Consider the following 15323-nt stretch of genomic DNA (forward strand, 5'->3'; position numbering starts at 1 on the left):
GGCCAATCCGCAGCCCGCACCACGCAGTCCAGAGCCCCTTCCCGGTCACCGGGGAGGGGCTCCGGCACATCCCCGTCACCCCGGCCGCATGACATCTGTCATGCGGCTCCCACGACGCGGGACACTGCCGGGGGGACCCCCGTCCCGGCGAAGCTTGAGCCATGAAGACGAAGAGCGCGACGCAGACCGGCGCCGCCACAGGGCCCGCAGCCGGACAGGGCGCCGGCAGCGCCGTGGTGAGCTTCCAGAACGTGACGAAGAGCTACGGCCAGGTCCGGGCGGTCGACGGCCTCAGCCTCGAGCTGCACCCCGGCGAGACCGTGGCCCTCCTCGGCCCCAACGGGGCCGGCAAGTCCTCCACCCTCGACCTGCTGCTCGGCCTGCGCCCCGCCGACTCCGGATCCGTCCGGCTCTTCGGCACCACCCCCCGCGAGGCCATCGCGGCCGGCCGGGTCGGCGCCATGCTCCAGACCGGCGGCCTCATGGAGGACGTGACCGTCCGCGAACTCGTCGCGCTGACCTGCGCCCTGCACCCCCGGCCCTACCCGGTCGACCAGGTGCTCTCCCTCGCCGGCGTCGCCGACATCTCCGGCCGGATGGTCAACAAGCTCTCCGGCGGCCAGGAGCAGCGGGTGCGCTTCGCACTCGCCACCGCCGGCCACAACGACCTGATCGTGCTCGACGAGCCGACCACCGGCATGGACGTCACCGCCCGCCAGGCCTTCTGGGCCACCATGCGCGAACAGGCCGCCCAGGGCCGCACCGTCCTCTTCGCCACGCACTACCTGGAAGAGGCCGACGCGATCGCCGACCGGGTCCTGGTCCTGCAGAAGGGCCGGCTCCTCGCCGACGGAACCGCCGCCGAGATCAAGGCCAAGGCCGGCGCCCGCCGGATCGCCTTCGACCTCGCCCCGGGCTCGGTGGACGAGCTCGCCCTGCGCCAACTCCCCTACCTCACCGGCTACGAGCGGCACGGCGACACCGTCCGCCTCCAGTCGACGGACGCCGACGCGACCGTCCACGCCGTGTACGCCCTGGGGGCCTACCCCCGCAATCTGGAGGTCGCGGGCCTCGGCCTGGAGCAGGCCTTCATCGCCCTCACCGAGGCCGAGGAGGCCAACGCGTCATGCTGAACACTGGAACGCCGAAACTCGTCAAGCTCGAAATCACCCGCGCCCTGCGCAACAAGAAGTACCTGTTCTTCACCGTGCTCTACCCGGCCGCCCTCTTCCTGATGCTCGGCGGCACGCTGAACGGCACGACGAAGGTCATGGGCACGGACCTGACCATGCCCGCCTTCTACATGGTGGCGATGGCCTCCTTCGGCGCCCTCACCGCAGTCCTCATGGGCAACAGCGAGCGCATCGCCAAGGAGCGCGAGGCCGGCTGGGTCCGCCAGCTGCGCCTGACCTCCCTGCCCGGACGCGGCTACGTCCTCGCCAAGACCGCCAGCGCCGGAGTGCTCTCGCTCCCCGCGATCCTCGTGGTCTTCGCCGTGGCCGCGGGAGTCAAGGGGGTCCGCTTCGAACTCTGGCAGTGGCTCGCCCTGACCGGTTCCATCTGGGCCGGCAGCCTCGTCTTCGCCGCCCTCGGCGTGGCCCTCGGCTACCTCGCGAGCGGCGACACCGTCCGCCCGATCACCATGCTCTTCTACTTCGGCCTCTCCATCCTCGGCGGCCTGTGGATGCCCACCGCGAACTTCCCGCAGTGGCTGCGCAACATCTGCGAATGGCTCCCCACCCACGCCTACGCCGGCCTCGGCCAGGCCATCGAGCTGGGCGGCGCGCCGCACGCCAAGGACGTGGCCATCCTCGTCGCGTACTTCGTACTGTTCACTGGTGCCGCCGCCTGGCTGTACCGCAAGGACTCCCTGAAGGCATGACGGTGACGAGCGTGACCGACGCGCGGTACAGAGCCGACGAGGCGGACATCCAGGGGCCCGGCGGCCCCCGGATCGGAATGCGGCCGGAGACCCGCCGCCACAAGGCCGTGAAGCTGACGTGGACCGGCCTGTGGCTCTTCTACCTCAGCGCCCCCGTCGTCGACCTCGTCCGCGGCGGACACAGCACCGGGGCCCGGGTGCTCGGCGGCCTGGGCCTCGCGGCCTTCGTCACCTGGTACCTGATCCTGGTCCTGCGCACCGCCCGGCCGATGCCGGTCCGACGGGTCGTGCTCTCCGTGTCGGTCCTGGCCGCCCAGGCCACCCTGCTGTCCCTGACCCTCGGCCGCGAATGGCTCGTCCTCTTCGTCTACGTGGCCATCTCCTCCGGAGCCGCACTGCCCGGGGAGATCTCCCGCTGGACGGTCCCCGGCGCCACCGCGCTGCTCGCGGTGACCGCCAACGCCGTCCCGGACGGCGACGAGTACCTGGCCGGCCTGCTGATCCCGTCCCTGATGGGCGGCTTCGCGATGATCGGCGTCCGCGCGATGATCCGCACCACGATAGAGCTGCGCCAGGCGCGGGCCACAGTGGCCCAGCTCGCGGCCAACGAGGAACGGCTGCGGATGGCCCGGGACCTGCACGACCTGCTGGGGCACTCGCTGTCGCTGATCACGCTGAAGAGCGAGCTGGCCGGGCGGATGCTGCCGGACCAGCCCGAGGCGGCCGCCCGTCAGGTGGCGGACATCGAGCAGGTGAGCCGGCAGGCCCTGGTCGACGTGCGGGAGGCCGTGAGCGGCTACCGGCGGGCGACGCTGCCGGGCGAACTGGCGGGTGCGCGCACCGCTTTGACGGCGGCCGGAATCCTGGCGGACCTCCCCGCCGACGGTGTGGAGGAGCTGGAGCTCCCCGAGGAGATCGAGTCGGCGCTCGCCTGGGCGCTGCGCGAGGCGATCACCAATGTGGTCCGGCACAGCGGCGCGAAGCGCTGCACGGTCCGCCTCGCAGCCACCCAGACCCTCGCCGGACGGATGGCCGAACTGACGGTCACCGACGACGGCGCCGGCGGCCCCTCCGCCGCGGGCAACGGCCTGACGGGCCTGAGGGAACGCCTGGCGGCGGTGGGCGGCACCCTGACCGCCGGCGTGGCCGGGAAGACCGGCTTCCGCCTCCAGGCCCGCGTTCCCGTCCCCCTAGGATCTGCCTCATGAGCCCACGCCCGATCCGCATCCTCCTGGCGGAGGACCAGTCCATGGTCCGCGAGGCGCTGGCGGCCCTCCTCGGCCTGGAGCCGGACATCGAGGTCCTGGCCCAAGTCGCGCGCGGCGACGAGGTGGTGGCGGCGGCCCGCGACCACGACGTGAACGTCGCCCTGCTGGACATCGAGATGCCGGGCATGACGGGCATCGAGGCGGCAGCGGCCCTGCGGGTGGCCCTCCCGGCCCTGCGGATCGTCATCCTGACCACCTTCGGCCGCCCCGGCTACCTCCGCGGAGCGATGGAGGCGGGGGCCTCCGCGTTCCTGGTCAAGGACGCCCCGGCCGCGCAGCTCGCGGCGGCCGTGCGCAAGGTCCTGGCGGGCGAGCGCGTCATCGACCCCACCCTGGCGGCGGCGGCCCTGGCGGAGGGCGCCAATCCCCTCACCGACCGCGAGCGGGAGGTCCTGCGCGAGGCGGAGTCGGGCGCGACCAACGCGGAACTGGCCGCCCGACTCCACCTGTCCCAGGGCACGGTCCGCAACTACCTCTCGACGGCCATCCAGAAGCTGGCGGCCCGCAACCGGGCGGAAGCGGTGCGCGTGGCCCGCGAGAAGGGCTGGCTCTAGGCGGTGTCCGTCTAGTTCAGCAGGGCCCTCGCCGACAGGGCCTCCGCGCGGATCCGTCCCGCCGCAGGGGGGTCGATCGCGTCGATGACGAGGGCGTAGGACTCCAGCTCGGCGGCCCCGTACGCGAACTGGCCGCGCTCCACCAGCAGTTTCGCCCGGTCGTACCGCAGGGCCGCGGGATGCGAGGGCAGCAGCAGGGCCAGTTCCAGCGCCCACAGCGCCACCCCCGAGTGCTCGGGCCGCGCGGAGGCCCATGCGCGGATGTTGTTCAGGATCCGCAGCACGATGTCCAGGGTCCGGGCCGCGACCCGCGGACCCTGCGCCAGCTCCGCCGGACCCGCGCCGAGCGAAGCGCCGCCCGCGAAGGGATCGACGACCACCGCCTCCTCCGGATCGCCGAAGCCGACCACGAAGTGCCCCGGCAGGGCCAGCCCGTACACCGGTGCCCCGGCCCGCCGGGCCACCTCCAGCCAGACGACGGACAGCAGGATCGGCAGGCCCCGGCGCCGCCTGAGCACCTCGTGCAGGAACGAGGACGGCAGCCGGTCGTAGTCGGCCGGGGTGCCGTGGAACCCCAGCTGCCCGCCCAGCAGTTCGGTCACCGCCGAGGCCCACGCGCGGGGGCCCCGCAGCCCGTACGGCAGCATCCCGGCCAGCCGGTCCAGCTCGATCTGCGCCCAGTCCATGACCCGTTCGTCGAGCTCCGGATCGCCCTCCGTCGCGAGGAGCAGGCACAGCACGGACAGGTCCGGCCGCTCCGCCCGCGCCTCGGCCGCGAACTGCTCGCGCCGGTCCTGCCCGCTCACAGCGCCGCCCGGCGGTAGTGGTGGTAGCTGTGGTGGGGCGCGAAGCCCATCCGGTCGTACAGCGCCCGCGCCCCCGTGTTGGCGGTCTCCACCTGGAGCCAGGCCGCCGAGGCGCCCTCCTCCAGCGCGCGCCCGGCCAGCGCCGCCATCACGGCCGTGGCCAGCCCCTGCCGCCGGTGGGCCGGGTCCACCTCGACCGCGGCGAACCCGGCCCACCGGCCGTCCACCACGAGCCGTCCGATCGCCCGGCCGGGGATCGCCGCGAACCACACCGACGGCCCCGCCGTCAGCACCCGGCGGGCGGTCTGCGGGTCGCCGACCCGCCCGTAGCGGTCGAGCCAGTCCTCGTCCGGGGTACGGGTCAGACGTACCCCGGCGGCGGCGGAAGCCGTCGCGTCGTCCGTGTCCGCCAGCGCCGCCAGCCCGCCGGTCCGGACCTCGGCCGACACCTCGCGGACCCAGCCCCGGGCCTCCAGCTCCGCACAGAGCATTTCCTGGGTGCCCGCGGCCCCCGTGGCGGCCTGGACGTAGGCCGGAAGTCCTCTGTGCGCGTACCAGGAGGTCACTCGCGCGAGTGCATCGTCCAGGGGCATCCCGGGGTCGCCGAGCGGCAGCACGGAGTTGGCCCGCCGGGTGAATCCGCCGGCCGCACGCAGCGTCCACTCGCCCAGCGGCTCGGTTTCCAGGGGCGGCCAGGACCGTGCGCAAGCCCGCGCGAGCTCCTCGAAAGAGGCCGCGGGACCCCTGCGCCGGGCCGGCGCGGCGGGCACGACCTTGCCCGCGACCAGCGTGGATTCCGCGATTCGGACGGACTCGCCGGTCTTTCGTGTGATCGTCAGCACACCCGTGTTCCAGGATGTGAGAACCCCTACGGCGTCCGTGAACGCCAGGGCCCCGCCCACCTCGCGCTCCACCCGTCGTACAGAGACTCGTTTACCCACGTCAGCGGGGGTGATCCGGATCTCCAGCCGTCCACCGGCAGTGATTTCCACAGCTCTGTCCGCCCCTCCTGTTCGGATCGTGCCCGGGAACGGAGATACTAGAGGCGGGCATCGACGACGCCGCGCTCCCGCGCGATATGGACAGCCCTTATGAGGAGGAACGAGAGCGTGACCTACGTCATCGCGGAGCCTTGTGTCGACGTCAAGGACAAGGCGTGCATCGAAGAGTGCCCCGTCGACTGCATCTACGAGGGCCAGCGGTCCTTGTACATCCACCCGGACGAATGCGTCGACTGTGGTGCGTGTGAGCCGGTATGCCCGGTCGAGGCCATCTTCTACGAGGACGACACTCCGGAGGAGTGGAAGGACTACTACAAGGCGAACGTCGAGTTCTTCGACGAGCTCGGTTCGCCCGGTGGTGCTTCCAAGCTCGGTCTGATCGAGCGCGACCACCCCTTCATCGCAGCGCTTCCGGCGGACATCAACCCGTCCCACTGACGGTCCCCGCCGCCTGAACCGCCCCTCGGTCCCGTCCGGCCTCGCAGCCGGACGGGACCGAGGTGTTTCACCCCGCGCAGCCCGCAAGACACGTAAGACCCGCAGGATTTCTGGAACGCACGGAACACCCGGAAAGCGAGAGCGCATCGTGGCCGCAGTCTCAGCCCGTCTCCCCGTCTTCCCCTGGGACAAGCTGGAGCCCTACAAGGCGACGGCGGCGGCCCACGCGGACGGAATCGTCGACCTGTCCGTCGGCACCCCCGTCGACCCGGTACCGCAGCTGATCCAGCGCGCCCTGGTCGAGGCCGCCGACTCTCCGGGCTATCCCACGGTGTGGGGCACGGCCGCCCTGCGCGACGCGATCACCGGCTGGGTGCGCGGCCGCCTCGGCGCGAGCGCCGCCGGGCACCACAACGTCCTGCCCGTCGTCGGCTCCAAGGAGCTGGTGGCCTGGCTGCCGACCCAGCTCGGCCTCGCCGCCGGGGACCAGGTCGCCTACCCCCGGCTCGCCTACCCGACCTACGAGGTCGGCGCGCGGCTGTGCGGGGCCGAGCCCGTGGTCTACGACGACCCGACCACCGATCTCGACCCGGCCCGCGTGAAGCTGCTGTGGCTCAACTCCCCGTCCAACCCCACCGGCAAGGTCCTCTCCAAGGAGGAGCTCGTCCGGATCGTGGCCTGGGCGCGCGAGCACGGGATCCTGATCTTCAGCGACGAGTGCTACCTGGAGCTGGGCTGGGAGGCCGAGCCCGTCTCCGTCCTGGACGACGAGGTCTGCGGGGGCTCGTACGAGGGCCTCGTGGCGGTCCACTCGCTCTCCAAGCGCTCCAACCTGGCCGGCTACCGGGCAGCCTTCATCGCCGGTGACGCCGAGGTCCTCGCCGAGCTGCTGCTGATCCGCAAGCACGGCGGCATGATGACCCCGGCCCCGGTGCAGGCGGCCACGGTGGCGGCGCTCGGCGACGACGTGCACGTCGAGGAGCAGCGGGTGCGCTACGCGGCCCGCCGCGCGGCCCTGCGCACGGCCCTGGAGGCGCACGGCTTCCGCGTCGAGCACAGCGAGGCCAGCCTCTACCTGTGGGTGACCCGCGACGAGCCCTGCTGGGACACGGTCGCCCACCTCGCCTCCCTGGGCATCCTGGTCGCGCCGGGCGACTTCTACGGCGAGGCGGGCGCGCACTTCGTCCGCGTCGCCTTCACGGCCACGGACGAGCGCGTCGAAGCGGCGGTCAAGCGACTGGCCGGCTAGCCGGTCCGGCCCCGGCGGCCGACAGCCCGAAGGGCCCGGGAGTTCGTGCTCCCGGGCCCTTCGGCATCTGTGCGCCGGCGGTCAGCCGAGCGGCAGGCCGCCGGGGAGGCCGCCCAGCGCACCCGTGGGGAGGCCGCTGGTGGGCAGGCCGCCCGCGGTGAGCCCGCTCGTCGGCAGCCCGCCGAGCAGGCCCGTGGCGGCATCGGTGGGCGAGGCGGGGATCGCCTGGGTGGCGGCCGGCGCGGCCTGAGCGGCCGTCTCGGTGGCGGTGTCACCCGCGGCGGCGACCGTCGCGTCCGGCGCGGTGAGCGCGCCCAGCTGCGGCACGGACTCCAGGCCCGCGGCGCTGGCCACGCCGGCCGCACCGACCACGGGCGCTGCCCCGGCTGCGAGGAGCAGCGCGGTACGGGCGATCCGGCGGGTCAGGGGGAGGGACATGTTGCTCCTAAGCGGTAGCGGCTGAGTACGCCGGTACAACCGCTCGCAGGGGGCGGTGAGTTGCGGAGCCGGTGGGTAAAGGATCAGTAACGCATCGTTTAATCGGCTTCCGCGACAACCGCACCGGATACGCGTTCACCTGCGCTTGTATGCCCGCAGGGGCCCCGGTGTCCGCCGTTCGGGTCACCCCCGCACGGGGGACGGCTCGCACGTCCGAGCGGTTGGTCCCCGGCGGCCCCGGGGCGGCGGCGAGGGGCTCCGGGCCGTCGGCTCCGGCTCAGCCGTGCACGAAGATCCGTACCTCGCCCGGCGAGGCGTTGTGCGGGTCCCCGTCGCCGTCCTTCGGCCCCGTGCCGCCCTTGTCCTGCCAGAGGCCGCCGTCCTTGCCCGCGATCCAGGCCTTGGGGAAGTACGAGACCCGGGCGATCCCCAGCTCGCGCGAGTGGGCCACCGCCCACCCCGCGACCACCCGGCTCGTGCGGGTCGCCGCCTCGCCGCCGTCCTGCTTCTCCACGACGGTGACCTCGGACTCCGCGATCGCCTCGCGGCCGTCCTCCGTCCGGCTCGGCTCCGCCGGCATGGTGTGCGGCCCGTTCTTGCCCAGGACCCGGGTCAGCTCCGCCCGGACCTTCGCCGGATTGCCGGGCGCGGTGGGCGCGAGCCCGGTACACGTCAGGTGGCCGCCGCCGGTGAAGGCGGTCGTCAGGACGGTCGCGTCGGGCTCGTGCTTCGCGTACGCCTGCGGGAAACCGCTCAGCTGCACCTTCTGCGCCGCCACCGTCAGCGGCAGCCGCGAGTACCCCTTGACCTCGCCCAGCCGGTCGTAGAAGATCCCGGCCGAGTACACCGGGTCCATGATCTGCTCGGGCGTGCCCCAGCCCTGCGAGGGCCGCTGCTGGAAGAGCCCGAGCGAATCCCGGTCGCCGTGGTCGAGGTTGCGCAGCGCCGACTCCTGCATGGCGGTCGCCAGAGCGATCGTCACGGCCCGGTCCGGCATTCCCTTGGAGACCCCGACGGCCGCTATCGTCGCCGCGTTCGCCGCCTGCTCCGGGGACATCTCGTAGGACCCGTCGGGGCCGCTCCCGCTGCCGTCGGCGGCGCCAATGTCCGCGGTGGCCGTGCAGTACGGGACGCCGCCACCGCCGTTGGACTCGCGCTGCACGATGAAGTAGCCGACGACCGCGACCAGCACGAGCAGGCCGGCGGTCCAGCGGAGCGGACGGCGACGACGGCGAGGGCGGGAATGATCGGTCTGCGGCACGCCGCCCACCGTACTTGAGCCATTCGGCGCGTCCATCGGCCGGACGGACACCGATGCGCCGAACCCCGGCGCGTTAGGGTCAGCCCCATGCCCGAATCCGAGCTGGACCTCACCCTGGACGCCGCCGAGCTGACCGCCCGGCTCGTCGACATCCCTTCCGTGAGCGGCGACGAGAAGGTACTCGCCGACCTCGTGGAACACGCCTTGCGCGGCCTGCCGCACCTGACCGTGGACCGCTTCGGCAACAACGTCGTCGCGCGCACGAACCTCGGCCGCGCCGAACGCGTCGTACTCGCCGGCCACCTCGACACCGTGCCCATCGCGGACAACGTGCCCTCGCGGCTCGACGAGAACGACGTCCTGTGGGGGTGCGGCACCACCGACATGAAGTCGGGCGTCGCCGTGCAGCTGCGCATCGCCGCGACCGTGCCGGAGCCCAACCGCGACCTCACCTTCGTCTTCTACGACCAGGAAGAGGTCGCCGCCCACCTCAACGGCCTCGGCAAGGTCGCCGAAGCCCACCCCGACTGGCTGACCGGCGACTTCGCGGTCCTGCTGGAGCCCTCGAACGCCGAGGTCGAGGGCGGCTGCCAGGGCACCCTGCGGGTCCTGCTGCGCACCGCCGGCGAGCGCGCGCACTCCGCGCGCAGCTGGATGGGCTCCAACGCCATCCACGCGGCGAGCCCGATCCTGGCGAAGCTGGCCGCCTACGAGCCCCGTAAGCCCGTCATCGACGGCCTGGAGTACCACGAGGGCCTCAACGCGGTCCGCATCGAGGGCGGCGTCGCCAACAACGTCATCCCCGACGCGTGCACGGTCACGGTCAACTTCCGCTACGCCCCCGACCGCAGCGAGGCCGAGGCGCTCGCCCACGTACGGGAAGTGTTCGCGGACTGCGACATCGCCGAGATCGTGGTCGACGACTCCTCGGGCGGCGCCCTCCCGGGGCTCGGCCACCCGGCGGCCGCGGCCTTCATGGAGGCGGTCGGCGGCCGCGCCATGCCGAAGTTCGGCTGGACGGACGTCTCCCGCTTCAGCGCGCTCGGCGTACCGGCGGTCAACTACGGCCCGGGGGACGCCCTGTTGGCCCACAAGGTCGACGAGCGCGTCGAGACCAAGGCGATCCTGCACTGCGAGGAACGACTCCGCGCCTGGCTGACCTCCTGAATTCCGCTTCTCGTCACCTTTGTGCGCCTACCCTGATCCAACGATCAGCAGGAGGGAGCACATCATGGGCAACCCCGAAAGTTCCGCTCGTCGTCGGCCCGAGGAGCAGCAGCTCGGGCCGGTGCTGAGGAGGCGGGGCCAGGTGCAGGCGGGCAGTACGACGGACCAGCGGCTGCTGGATTCCGCCGGGCCCTCCGAGTGGGTGCACACCGATCCCTGGAGGGTCCTGCGCATCCAGTCGGAGTTCATCGAGGGCTTCGGCACGCTGGCGGAGCTGCCGCCGGCGATCAGCGTGTTCGGCTCCGCCCGGACCCCGGTGGATTCACCCGAGTACGAAGCGGGCGTGCGGATCGGCGGAGCGCTGGTGGACGCCGGCTTCGCCGTCATCACGGGCGGCGGCCCGGGCGCGATGGAGGCGGCCAACAAGGGCGCCCGGGAGGCCAACGGCGTCTCGGTGGGCCTGGGCATCGAGCTCCCCTTCGAGCAGGGGCTCAACCAGCACGTGGACCTGGGACTCAACTTCCGCTACTTCTTCGTCCGCAAGACGATGTTCGTGAAGTACAGCCAGGGCTTCGTGGTCCTGCCGGGCGGCCTCGGCACCCTCGACGAGCTCTTCGAGGCCCTGACCCTGGTCCAGACGCAGAAGATCACCCGCTTCCCGATCGTGCTGTTCGGCACGGAGTACTGGAGCGGGCTCATCGACTGGCTGAAGAACACGGTGATCGCGCAGGGCAAGGCCTCGGAGCGCGACCTGTACCTCTTCCACGTCACGGACGACGTGGACGAGGCGATCTCGCTCGTGACGAAGGAAGTCGGCAAGTAGCTCCGAGGGGCTACGCAAGTCCCCGGCGGGCGACCGCCGGGGGCCGGTGGCCCTGGATGGAGGCGACCATGTCTCCTTCTTCACGCCGCGCTCGCGCGGTTCGGCGCCTGGGCGCCTCACCGGCTTCGTGCGGCTGCGCCGGCCTCCGGCCGTCGGGCCGTGGGCTCAGGCGAGTCCCCTGCGGGCGACCGCCGGGGGCCGGTGGCCCTGGATGGAGGCGACCATGTCGAGGACCTGCTTGGTCTCCGCGACCTCGTGGACGCGGTACACCTGGGCGCCGAGCCAGGCCGAGACGGCCGTGGTGGCGAGGGTGCCCAGCAGACGCTCCTTGACCGGCTTGTCGAGGGTCTCGCCGACGAAGTCCTTGTTGGACAGCGAGACCAGCACCGGCCAGCCGGTATCGGCCATTTCCGCCAGCCGGCGGGTGGCCTCCAGGGAGTGCCGGGTGTTCTTCCCGAAGTCGTGGCCCGGATCGATCATGATCGACTCCCGGGGGACGCCCAGCGCCGCAGCCCGCTCCGCGAGCCCGACCGTGACGCGCAGGATGTCCTCCATGACGTCCTCGTACGAGGTCCGGTGCGGCCGGGTACGCGGCTCGACCCCGCCCGCGTGGGTGCACACGATTCCGGCGCCGTAGCGCGCGGCGACCTCCGCGAGCTTCGGGTCCACCCCGCCCCACGCATCGTTCAGCAGGTCGGCCCCGGCCTCGCAGACCGCCTCGCCGACCTCGTGCCGCCAGGTGTCGACGCTGATCACCACGTCCGGGTGGCGGCGGCGCACCTCGGCGACGAAGCCGACCGTCCGCCGGGCCTCCTCCACCGCGTCCACGTGCTCGCCCGGCCCCGCCTTGACCCCGCCGATGTCGATGATCGCGGCGCCCTCGGCTACCGCCTGCTCGACGCGGTCCAGGGCGGGCTCGTCGCGGAAGGTCGCGCCCTGGTCGTAGAAGGAGTCAGGGGTCCGGTTCACGATGGCCATGATCACCGGCTCGTGCGTCTCGAACTCGCGCCTGCCCAGTCGCAGCATCCTGCTCTTTCCTCCTTCGGCGGCCCTTGCGCCTCGTCTGCGACCTTAACCTGGTGGCCGGAGTCTTCTCAGGGGAGTTGATCGTGTTCGCGTTCTTGCTCATCGCGCTGGTCGTGGTCGTCGCCGCGGTCACCCTGGCCGTGGCCGGCGGGGGATCCGAGGCCGTCCTGCCGGAAGCCGAGCCGGACCGGGTGTCCGACGGCCTGCCGGAGAACCGCCCCGTCGTCCGCGCGGACATCGACGAACTGCGCCTGCCGGTCGCCGCGCGCGGGTACCGGATGGCCGAGGTGGACGACGTACTGGAACGGCTGGCCGCGGAGCTGGCCGAGCGGGACGCCCGGATCGCGGAGCTCAGCGCGGCCGGGGCCGTTGTCGCCGCGGCCATGGCCCCGGCTGCCGGTCCGGTGGACCTGACCAAGGCCGACGAGCAGTGAGCGGGGTAGTCGCCGGGCCCGACGGGGAGCTGCGCTGCCCGTGGGGACTGGCCACCGAGGACTACATCGCGTACCACGACACCGAGTGGGGCCGTCCGGTCCACGGGGACGACGAGCTCTACGAGCGGCTGTGCCTGGAGGCCTTCCAGTCGGGGCTGTCCTGGCTGACGATCCTGCGCAAGCGGGAGGGTTTCCGGGCGGCGTTCGCGGGCTTCGAGATCGGCAAGGTCGCGGAGTTCGGCGAGGCCGACGTGGCCCGCCTCCTCGCGGACGAGGGGATCATCCGCAACCGGGCGAAGATCGAAGCGACCCTCGCCAACGCCAGGACCCTGGCCGAGTGGGGCGCGGGAGAACTGGACGCGCTGATCTGGTCCCACGCCCCCCAGCCCCCGAAGACGGCGGCGGCCCGGCTGCGCGCGGCCCCGAAGACCACGCAGGACGTGCCGGCGGTGACGGCGGAGTCGACGGCGCTGGCGAAGGCGCTGAAGAAGGCGGGCATCCGCTTCGTCGGCCCGACGACGGCCTACGCCCTCATGCAGGCCTGCGGCCTGGTCAACGACCACCTGGCCCACTGCATCTCCCGCGAAGCCGCCTGATTCCAGCCCCGCCTTCAGCCCGTCCGGCGTTTGAGGACCGGGTCCGGGCAGAGCCCGGGGAACGGGCGAAGGGCGGGTAGGGGACAGGCCCCGCGCAGCGGAAACACCCGCAGCCCGGCACCGGCTCCGCAGCCCCGGCCCCGCCCCGGCCCGCCCCGCGCAGCGACGGGCGGGCGCAGCCCGGCAGCGGGGGCCGGGCTACGCGCACCCGGGCGCGACTAGCGCCCCAGGTAGCGCGGCGCCTGCTTCGCGAGGAAGGCGGCGACCGCGATCCCGTGGTCCTCAGAGGCCCCCGCACGGGTCTGGAGGGTGTCCTCGTGCTCCAGCGCCTCGGAAAGCGACCGCGAGGCCCCGTACGCCAGGGATTCCTTCAGCGCGGCGTACGCCACCGTCGGGCCCTCCGCCAGCCGCCGGGCCACGGCAAGGGCCTCCGAGGCCAGCTCGGCCGAGGGGACGACGCGGTTCGCGATGCCGAGTTCCAGCGCCTCCTGGGCCTTCACCGAACGGGGGAAGAGGAGCAGGTCCGAGGCGCGCGAGCCGCCGATCAGGCGGGGCAGGGTCCAGGAGACGCCCGAGTCGGCCGTCAGGGCGACCCCGGCGAAGGAGGTGTTGAAGGAGGCGGTGTCCGCGACCACCCGGAAGTCCGCCGCCAGCGCGAAGCCGAAGCCCGCGCCCGCCGCGACGCCGTTCACTCCCGCGACCACCGGCTTCGGCATCTGCGTCAGGGCCCGGACGATCGGGTTGTAGTGCTCCGCGACCGTGCTCATGGTGAGCGAGGAACCGCTCTCGCGGTCGGCCTTCAGGAACCCGACGTGTTCCTTGAGGTCCTGGCCGACGCAGAACGCCCGGTCGCCGGCCGCGGTGAGCAGGACCGCTCGTACGGCCCCATCGGCGGCGGCCGCCTCGACCGCGTCGCGCAGGGCGACCTTGGTCTGCGTGTTCATGGCGTTCATGGCTTCGGGACGGTTGATCGTGATGGTGGCGAGTCCGTCGGTCACTTCGTAGAGCACGCTGTCGGCCATGTCGGGGGTCCCCCTTCGTCGCGGGCTGGCTACCGGCCGGTACTGGCCGGTGCAAGGGTCAGCATGGCGGACCGGGCCGCGGTTCCACATGTGATGTGCGTCAAACAAACCGGAGGGCGGATCCGGGGTGCGGCGGCGAAGTATCGCAGGCAGGTCCCCGAAATGAGTGGTTTTGGTCGAGCGCGTTGCGCAAGCGTTCCCACCCGATGTTGGTCATCGGGTCCTGACATGCGGGATAATGGCCTGGAAGCAATGTGTTCGATGCCGGTACTAGGCGCCTGACTGGGGCCGTCGGCTGACGATGAGCTGGTTTCAGGAAGGGGAACGAGCATGGCGGCCATGAAGCCGCGGACGGGCGACGGCCCGCTCGAGGTCACCAAGGAGGGGCGGGGCATCGTCATGCGCGTACCGCTTGAGGGCGGCGGTCGACTTGTCGTCGAGCTGACCCCGGACGAAGCGGACGCCCTGGGTGACGCCCTGAAGAAGGTCGTCGGCTGACCCCTCGTCGGTACTGAGGGCGCACTGACGCCAACTGAAGACTCTGCACTGCCCCGGTCGCTCACCGCGTCCGGGGCAGTGTTGTTTTCCGGGTGACTCGGTTCGAGGTGGCCCGCTTCGGGCTGGGCCGGGCCTCGGCGGCGGGTCCGGTCAGCGTCGGACGGCGCACAGCAGGCCGTCGCCCACCGGCAGCAGCGCGGCCTCCAGGGCCGGGCTCTCGCGGACGGTGCGCAGCAGCTCGCGGACGCGGAGCACCTCCACCGGCTGGGCCGCGGAGTCGACCGTACGGCCGTCGGAGAAGACTCCCTCGAAGCAGACCAGTCCGCCGGGGCGCAGCAGGCGCAACGATTCAGCGAGGTAGTCGAGGGACTCGGACGGGTCCCCGTCGCAGAAGACGAGGTCGTAGCCGCCGTCGGCGAGCCGGGGCAGGACGTCGAGCGCGCGGCCCGGAATGAAGCGGGCGCGGTTGCCCGCGAAGCCGGCGGCGCGGAAGGCCTGGCGGGCGAAGGCCTGCCGGTCGGGTTCCGGATCCACGGTGGTCAGCACCCCGTCGGCACGCATTCCGTGCAGGAGGTGGATGCCCGACACGCCTGTGCCGGTGCCGATTTCGGCGACCGCCTTGGCGTCCGCGGTGGCGGCGAGCAGGCGCAGCGCGGCCCCGGTGCCGGGGGAGACGGAGCGCAGGCCCGCTTCCCTGGACCGGTCGCGGGCCCATCGCAGAGCGTCGTCTTCGGCGACAAACGCGTCGGCGAACGCCCAGCTCGTCTGCCGGTTGCCGGTAATGACCCTCTCCTGTCCCCATAGTTGGCGCAACGGTGACTGTATCCGCTGGAGTCGGGAACCCGCAGATGGGACCGGGC

18 protein-coding genes are annotated in these 15323 nt (G+C 72.5%); 11 read left to right on the forward strand and 7 right to left on the reverse strand.

Annotated features, from left to right (window positions below; translation table 11 throughout):
- The first annotated feature begins 161 nt into the window (after positions 1 to 161).
- The 4 genes from OHU74_RS23690 to OHU74_RS23705 all read left to right on the forward strand — a co-directional run bounded on the left by OHU74_RS23690 (position 162) and on the right by OHU74_RS23705 (position 3704).
- Complete coding sequence (locus tag OHU74_RS23690; RefSeq protein ID WP_371617753.1) at positions 162 to 1133, forward strand: ABC transporter ATP-binding protein; 972 nt, start codon at positions 162 to 164, stop codon at positions 1131 to 1133.
- Complete coding sequence (locus OHU74_RS23695) at positions 1127 to 1882, forward strand: ABC transporter permease (protein ID WP_371617754.1); 756 nt, start codon at positions 1127 to 1129, stop codon at positions 1880 to 1882. Before OHU74_RS23690 ends, OHU74_RS23695 begins: the two co-directional genes overlap by 7 nt.
- Positions 1883 to 1959: 77 nt before the next feature.
- Positions 1960 to 3090 carry a sensor histidine kinase gene (locus OHU74_RS23700; protein WP_371619783.1) on the forward strand — a complete coding sequence of 377 codons (1131 nt, stop codon included), beginning with the start codon at positions 1960 to 1962 and terminating at the stop codon, positions 3088 to 3090.
- Positions 3087 to 3704 (forward strand): DNA-binding response regulator, encoded by a 618-nt coding sequence (locus OHU74_RS23705; protein WP_371617755.1) that lies wholly within the window; start codon positions 3087 to 3089, stop codon positions 3702 to 3704. Before OHU74_RS23700 ends, OHU74_RS23705 begins: the two co-directional genes overlap by 4 nt.
- An 11-nt stretch (positions 3705 to 3715) precedes the next feature.
- Here the strand turns inward: OHU74_RS23705 and OHU74_RS23710 are convergent, their stop codons facing one another.
- Positions 3716 to 4510 carry a tetratricopeptide repeat protein gene (locus tag OHU74_RS23710; RefSeq protein WP_371617756.1) on the reverse strand — a complete coding sequence of 265 codons (795 nt, stop codon included), beginning with the start codon at positions 4508 to 4510 and terminating at the stop codon, positions 3716 to 3718.
- Complete coding sequence (locus OHU74_RS23715; protein WP_371617757.1) at positions 4507 to 5502, reverse strand: GNAT family N-acetyltransferase; 996 nt, start codon at positions 5500 to 5502, stop codon at positions 4507 to 4509. Before OHU74_RS23715 ends, OHU74_RS23710 begins: the two co-directional genes overlap by 4 nt.
- A gap of 117 nt (positions 5503 to 5619) precedes the next feature.
- On the opposite strand from OHU74_RS23715, the gene fdxA reads away from it, so the two are divergent.
- Together fdxA and dapC are read left to right on the forward strand one after the other, a co-directional pair.
- A complete protein-coding gene (fdxA, locus tag OHU74_RS23720) occupies positions 5620 to 5949 on the forward strand; it encodes a ferredoxin (protein WP_030868357.1) in 330 nt (109 codons plus the stop codon).
- 148 nt (positions 5950 to 6097) lie between these two features.
- The gene (gene dapC / locus OHU74_RS23725) at positions 6098 to 7198 is read left to right on the forward strand and encodes a succinyldiaminopimelate transaminase (RefSeq protein ID WP_371617758.1); all 1101 of its coding nucleotides are present in this window, start codon (positions 6098 to 6100) and stop codon (positions 7196 to 7198) included.
- Between the two features lie 81 nt (positions 7199 to 7279).
- On the opposite strand, the gene OHU74_RS23730 is transcribed toward dapC, so the two are convergent.
- Complete coding sequence (locus OHU74_RS23730; protein WP_371617759.1) at positions 7280 to 7636, reverse strand: ATP-binding protein; 357 nt, start codon at positions 7634 to 7636, stop codon at positions 7280 to 7282.
- Positions 7637 to 7913: 277 nt separating this feature from the next.
- The gene (locus OHU74_RS23735; RefSeq protein ID WP_371619784.1) at positions 7914 to 8906 is read right to left on the reverse strand and encodes a hypothetical protein; all 993 of its coding nucleotides are present in this window, start codon (positions 8904 to 8906) and stop codon (positions 7914 to 7916) included.
- A 78-nt stretch (positions 8907 to 8984) separates the two neighbouring features.
- On the opposite strand from OHU74_RS23735, the gene dapE reads away from it, so the two are divergent.
- Positions 8985 to 10064, forward strand: coding sequence for a succinyl-diaminopimelate desuccinylase (gene dapE, locus OHU74_RS23740; RefSeq protein ID WP_371617760.1), 1080 nt, complete (start codon positions 8985 to 8987; stop codon positions 10062 to 10064).
- 64 nt (positions 10065 to 10128) lie between these two features.
- Positions 10129 to 10887, forward strand: a complete 759-nt coding sequence (locus tag OHU74_RS23745) for a TIGR00730 family Rossman fold protein (protein WP_371617761.1) — start codon at positions 10129 to 10131, stop codon at positions 10885 to 10887.
- A 165-nt stretch (positions 10888 to 11052) separates the two neighbouring features.
- Here OHU74_RS23745 and folP read toward each other — a convergent pair whose 3' ends face one another.
- Positions 11053 to 11913, reverse strand: coding sequence for a dihydropteroate synthase (gene folP, locus OHU74_RS23750; RefSeq protein ID WP_371617762.1), 861 nt, complete (start codon positions 11911 to 11913; stop codon positions 11053 to 11055).
- Positions 11914 to 11990: 77 nt separating this feature from the next.
- Between folP and OHU74_RS23755 the strand changes: the two genes are divergently transcribed.
- Together OHU74_RS23755 and OHU74_RS23760 are read left to right on the forward strand one after the other, a co-directional pair.
- Positions 11991 to 12347 carry a DivIVA domain-containing protein gene (locus OHU74_RS23755; RefSeq protein WP_371619785.1) on the forward strand — a complete coding sequence of 119 codons (357 nt, stop codon included), beginning with the start codon at positions 11991 to 11993 and terminating at the stop codon, positions 12345 to 12347.
- Positions 12344 to 12943 (forward strand): DNA-3-methyladenine glycosylase I, encoded by a 600-nt coding sequence (locus OHU74_RS23760; protein WP_371617763.1) that lies wholly within the window; start codon positions 12344 to 12346, stop codon positions 12941 to 12943. The genes OHU74_RS23755 and OHU74_RS23760 overlap by 4 nt, the downstream gene beginning before the upstream one ends.
- A gap of 218 nt (positions 12944 to 13161) precedes the next feature.
- On the opposite strand, the gene OHU74_RS23765 is transcribed toward OHU74_RS23760, so the two are convergent.
- Positions 13162 to 13965, reverse strand: coding sequence for an enoyl-CoA hydratase/isomerase family protein (locus OHU74_RS23765; protein ID WP_371617764.1), 804 nt, complete (start codon positions 13963 to 13965; stop codon positions 13162 to 13164).
- Between the two features lie 330 nt (positions 13966 to 14295).
- Here OHU74_RS23765 and OHU74_RS23770 point away from each other — a divergent pair, with 330 nt between their 5' ends.
- Positions 14296 to 14463: a DUF3117 domain-containing protein gene (locus tag OHU74_RS23770; RefSeq protein ID WP_003966491.1), complete on the forward strand. Its 168-nt coding sequence runs from the start codon at positions 14296 to 14298 to the stop codon at positions 14461 to 14463.
- A 150-nt stretch (positions 14464 to 14613) separates the two neighbouring features.
- Here OHU74_RS23770 and OHU74_RS23775 read toward each other — a convergent pair whose 3' ends face one another.
- Positions 14614 to 15276 carry a class I SAM-dependent methyltransferase gene (locus OHU74_RS23775; protein WP_330298412.1) on the reverse strand — a complete coding sequence of 221 codons (663 nt, stop codon included), beginning with the start codon at positions 15274 to 15276 and terminating at the stop codon, positions 14614 to 14616.
- Between the last annotated feature and the right edge of the window lie 47 nt (positions 15277 to 15323).

This window comes from Streptomyces sp. NBC_00454 (genome assembly GCF_041434015.1).
GTDB lineage: Bacteria > Actinomycetota > Actinomycetes > Streptomycetales > Streptomycetaceae > Streptomyces.

Bases quoted from the DNA above. Each gene is read 5' to 3' on its own strand.
- OHU74_RS23690 (WP_371617753.1), top strand. From the start codon at position 162: ATGAAGACGAAGAGCGCGACGCAGACCGGCGCCGCCACAGGGCCCGCA.
- OHU74_RS23695 (WP_371617754.1), top strand. From the start codon at position 1,127: ATGCTGAACACTGGAACGCCGAAACTCGTCAAGCTCGAAATCACCCGC.
- OHU74_RS23700 (WP_371619783.1), top strand. From the start codon at position 1,960: ATGCGGCCGGAGACCCGCCGCCACAAGGCCGTGAAGCTGACGTGGACC.
- OHU74_RS23705 (WP_371617755.1), top strand. From the start codon at position 3,087: ATGAGCCCACGCCCGATCCGCATCCTCCTGGCGGAGGACCAGTCCATG.
- OHU74_RS23730 (WP_371617759.1), bottom strand. From the start codon at position 7,636: ATGTCCCTCCCCCTGACCCGCCGGATCGCCCGTACCGCGCTGCTCCTC.
- dapE (WP_371617760.1), top strand. From the start codon at position 8,985: ATGCCCGAATCCGAGCTGGACCTCACCCTGGACGCCGCCGAGCTGACC.
- OHU74_RS23745 (WP_371617761.1), top strand. From the start codon at position 10,129: ATGGGCAACCCCGAAAGTTCCGCTCGTCGTCGGCCCGAGGAGCAGCAG.
- folP (WP_371617762.1), bottom strand. From the start codon at position 11,913: ATGCTGCGACTGGGCAGGCGCGAGTTCGAGACGCACGAGCCGGTGATC.
- OHU74_RS23765 (WP_371617764.1), bottom strand. From the start codon at position 13,965: ATGGCCGACAGCGTGCTCTACGAAGTGACCGACGGACTCGCCACCATC.
- OHU74_RS23770 (WP_003966491.1), top strand. From the start codon at position 14,296: ATGGCGGCCATGAAGCCGCGGACGGGCGACGGCCCGCTCGAGGTCACC.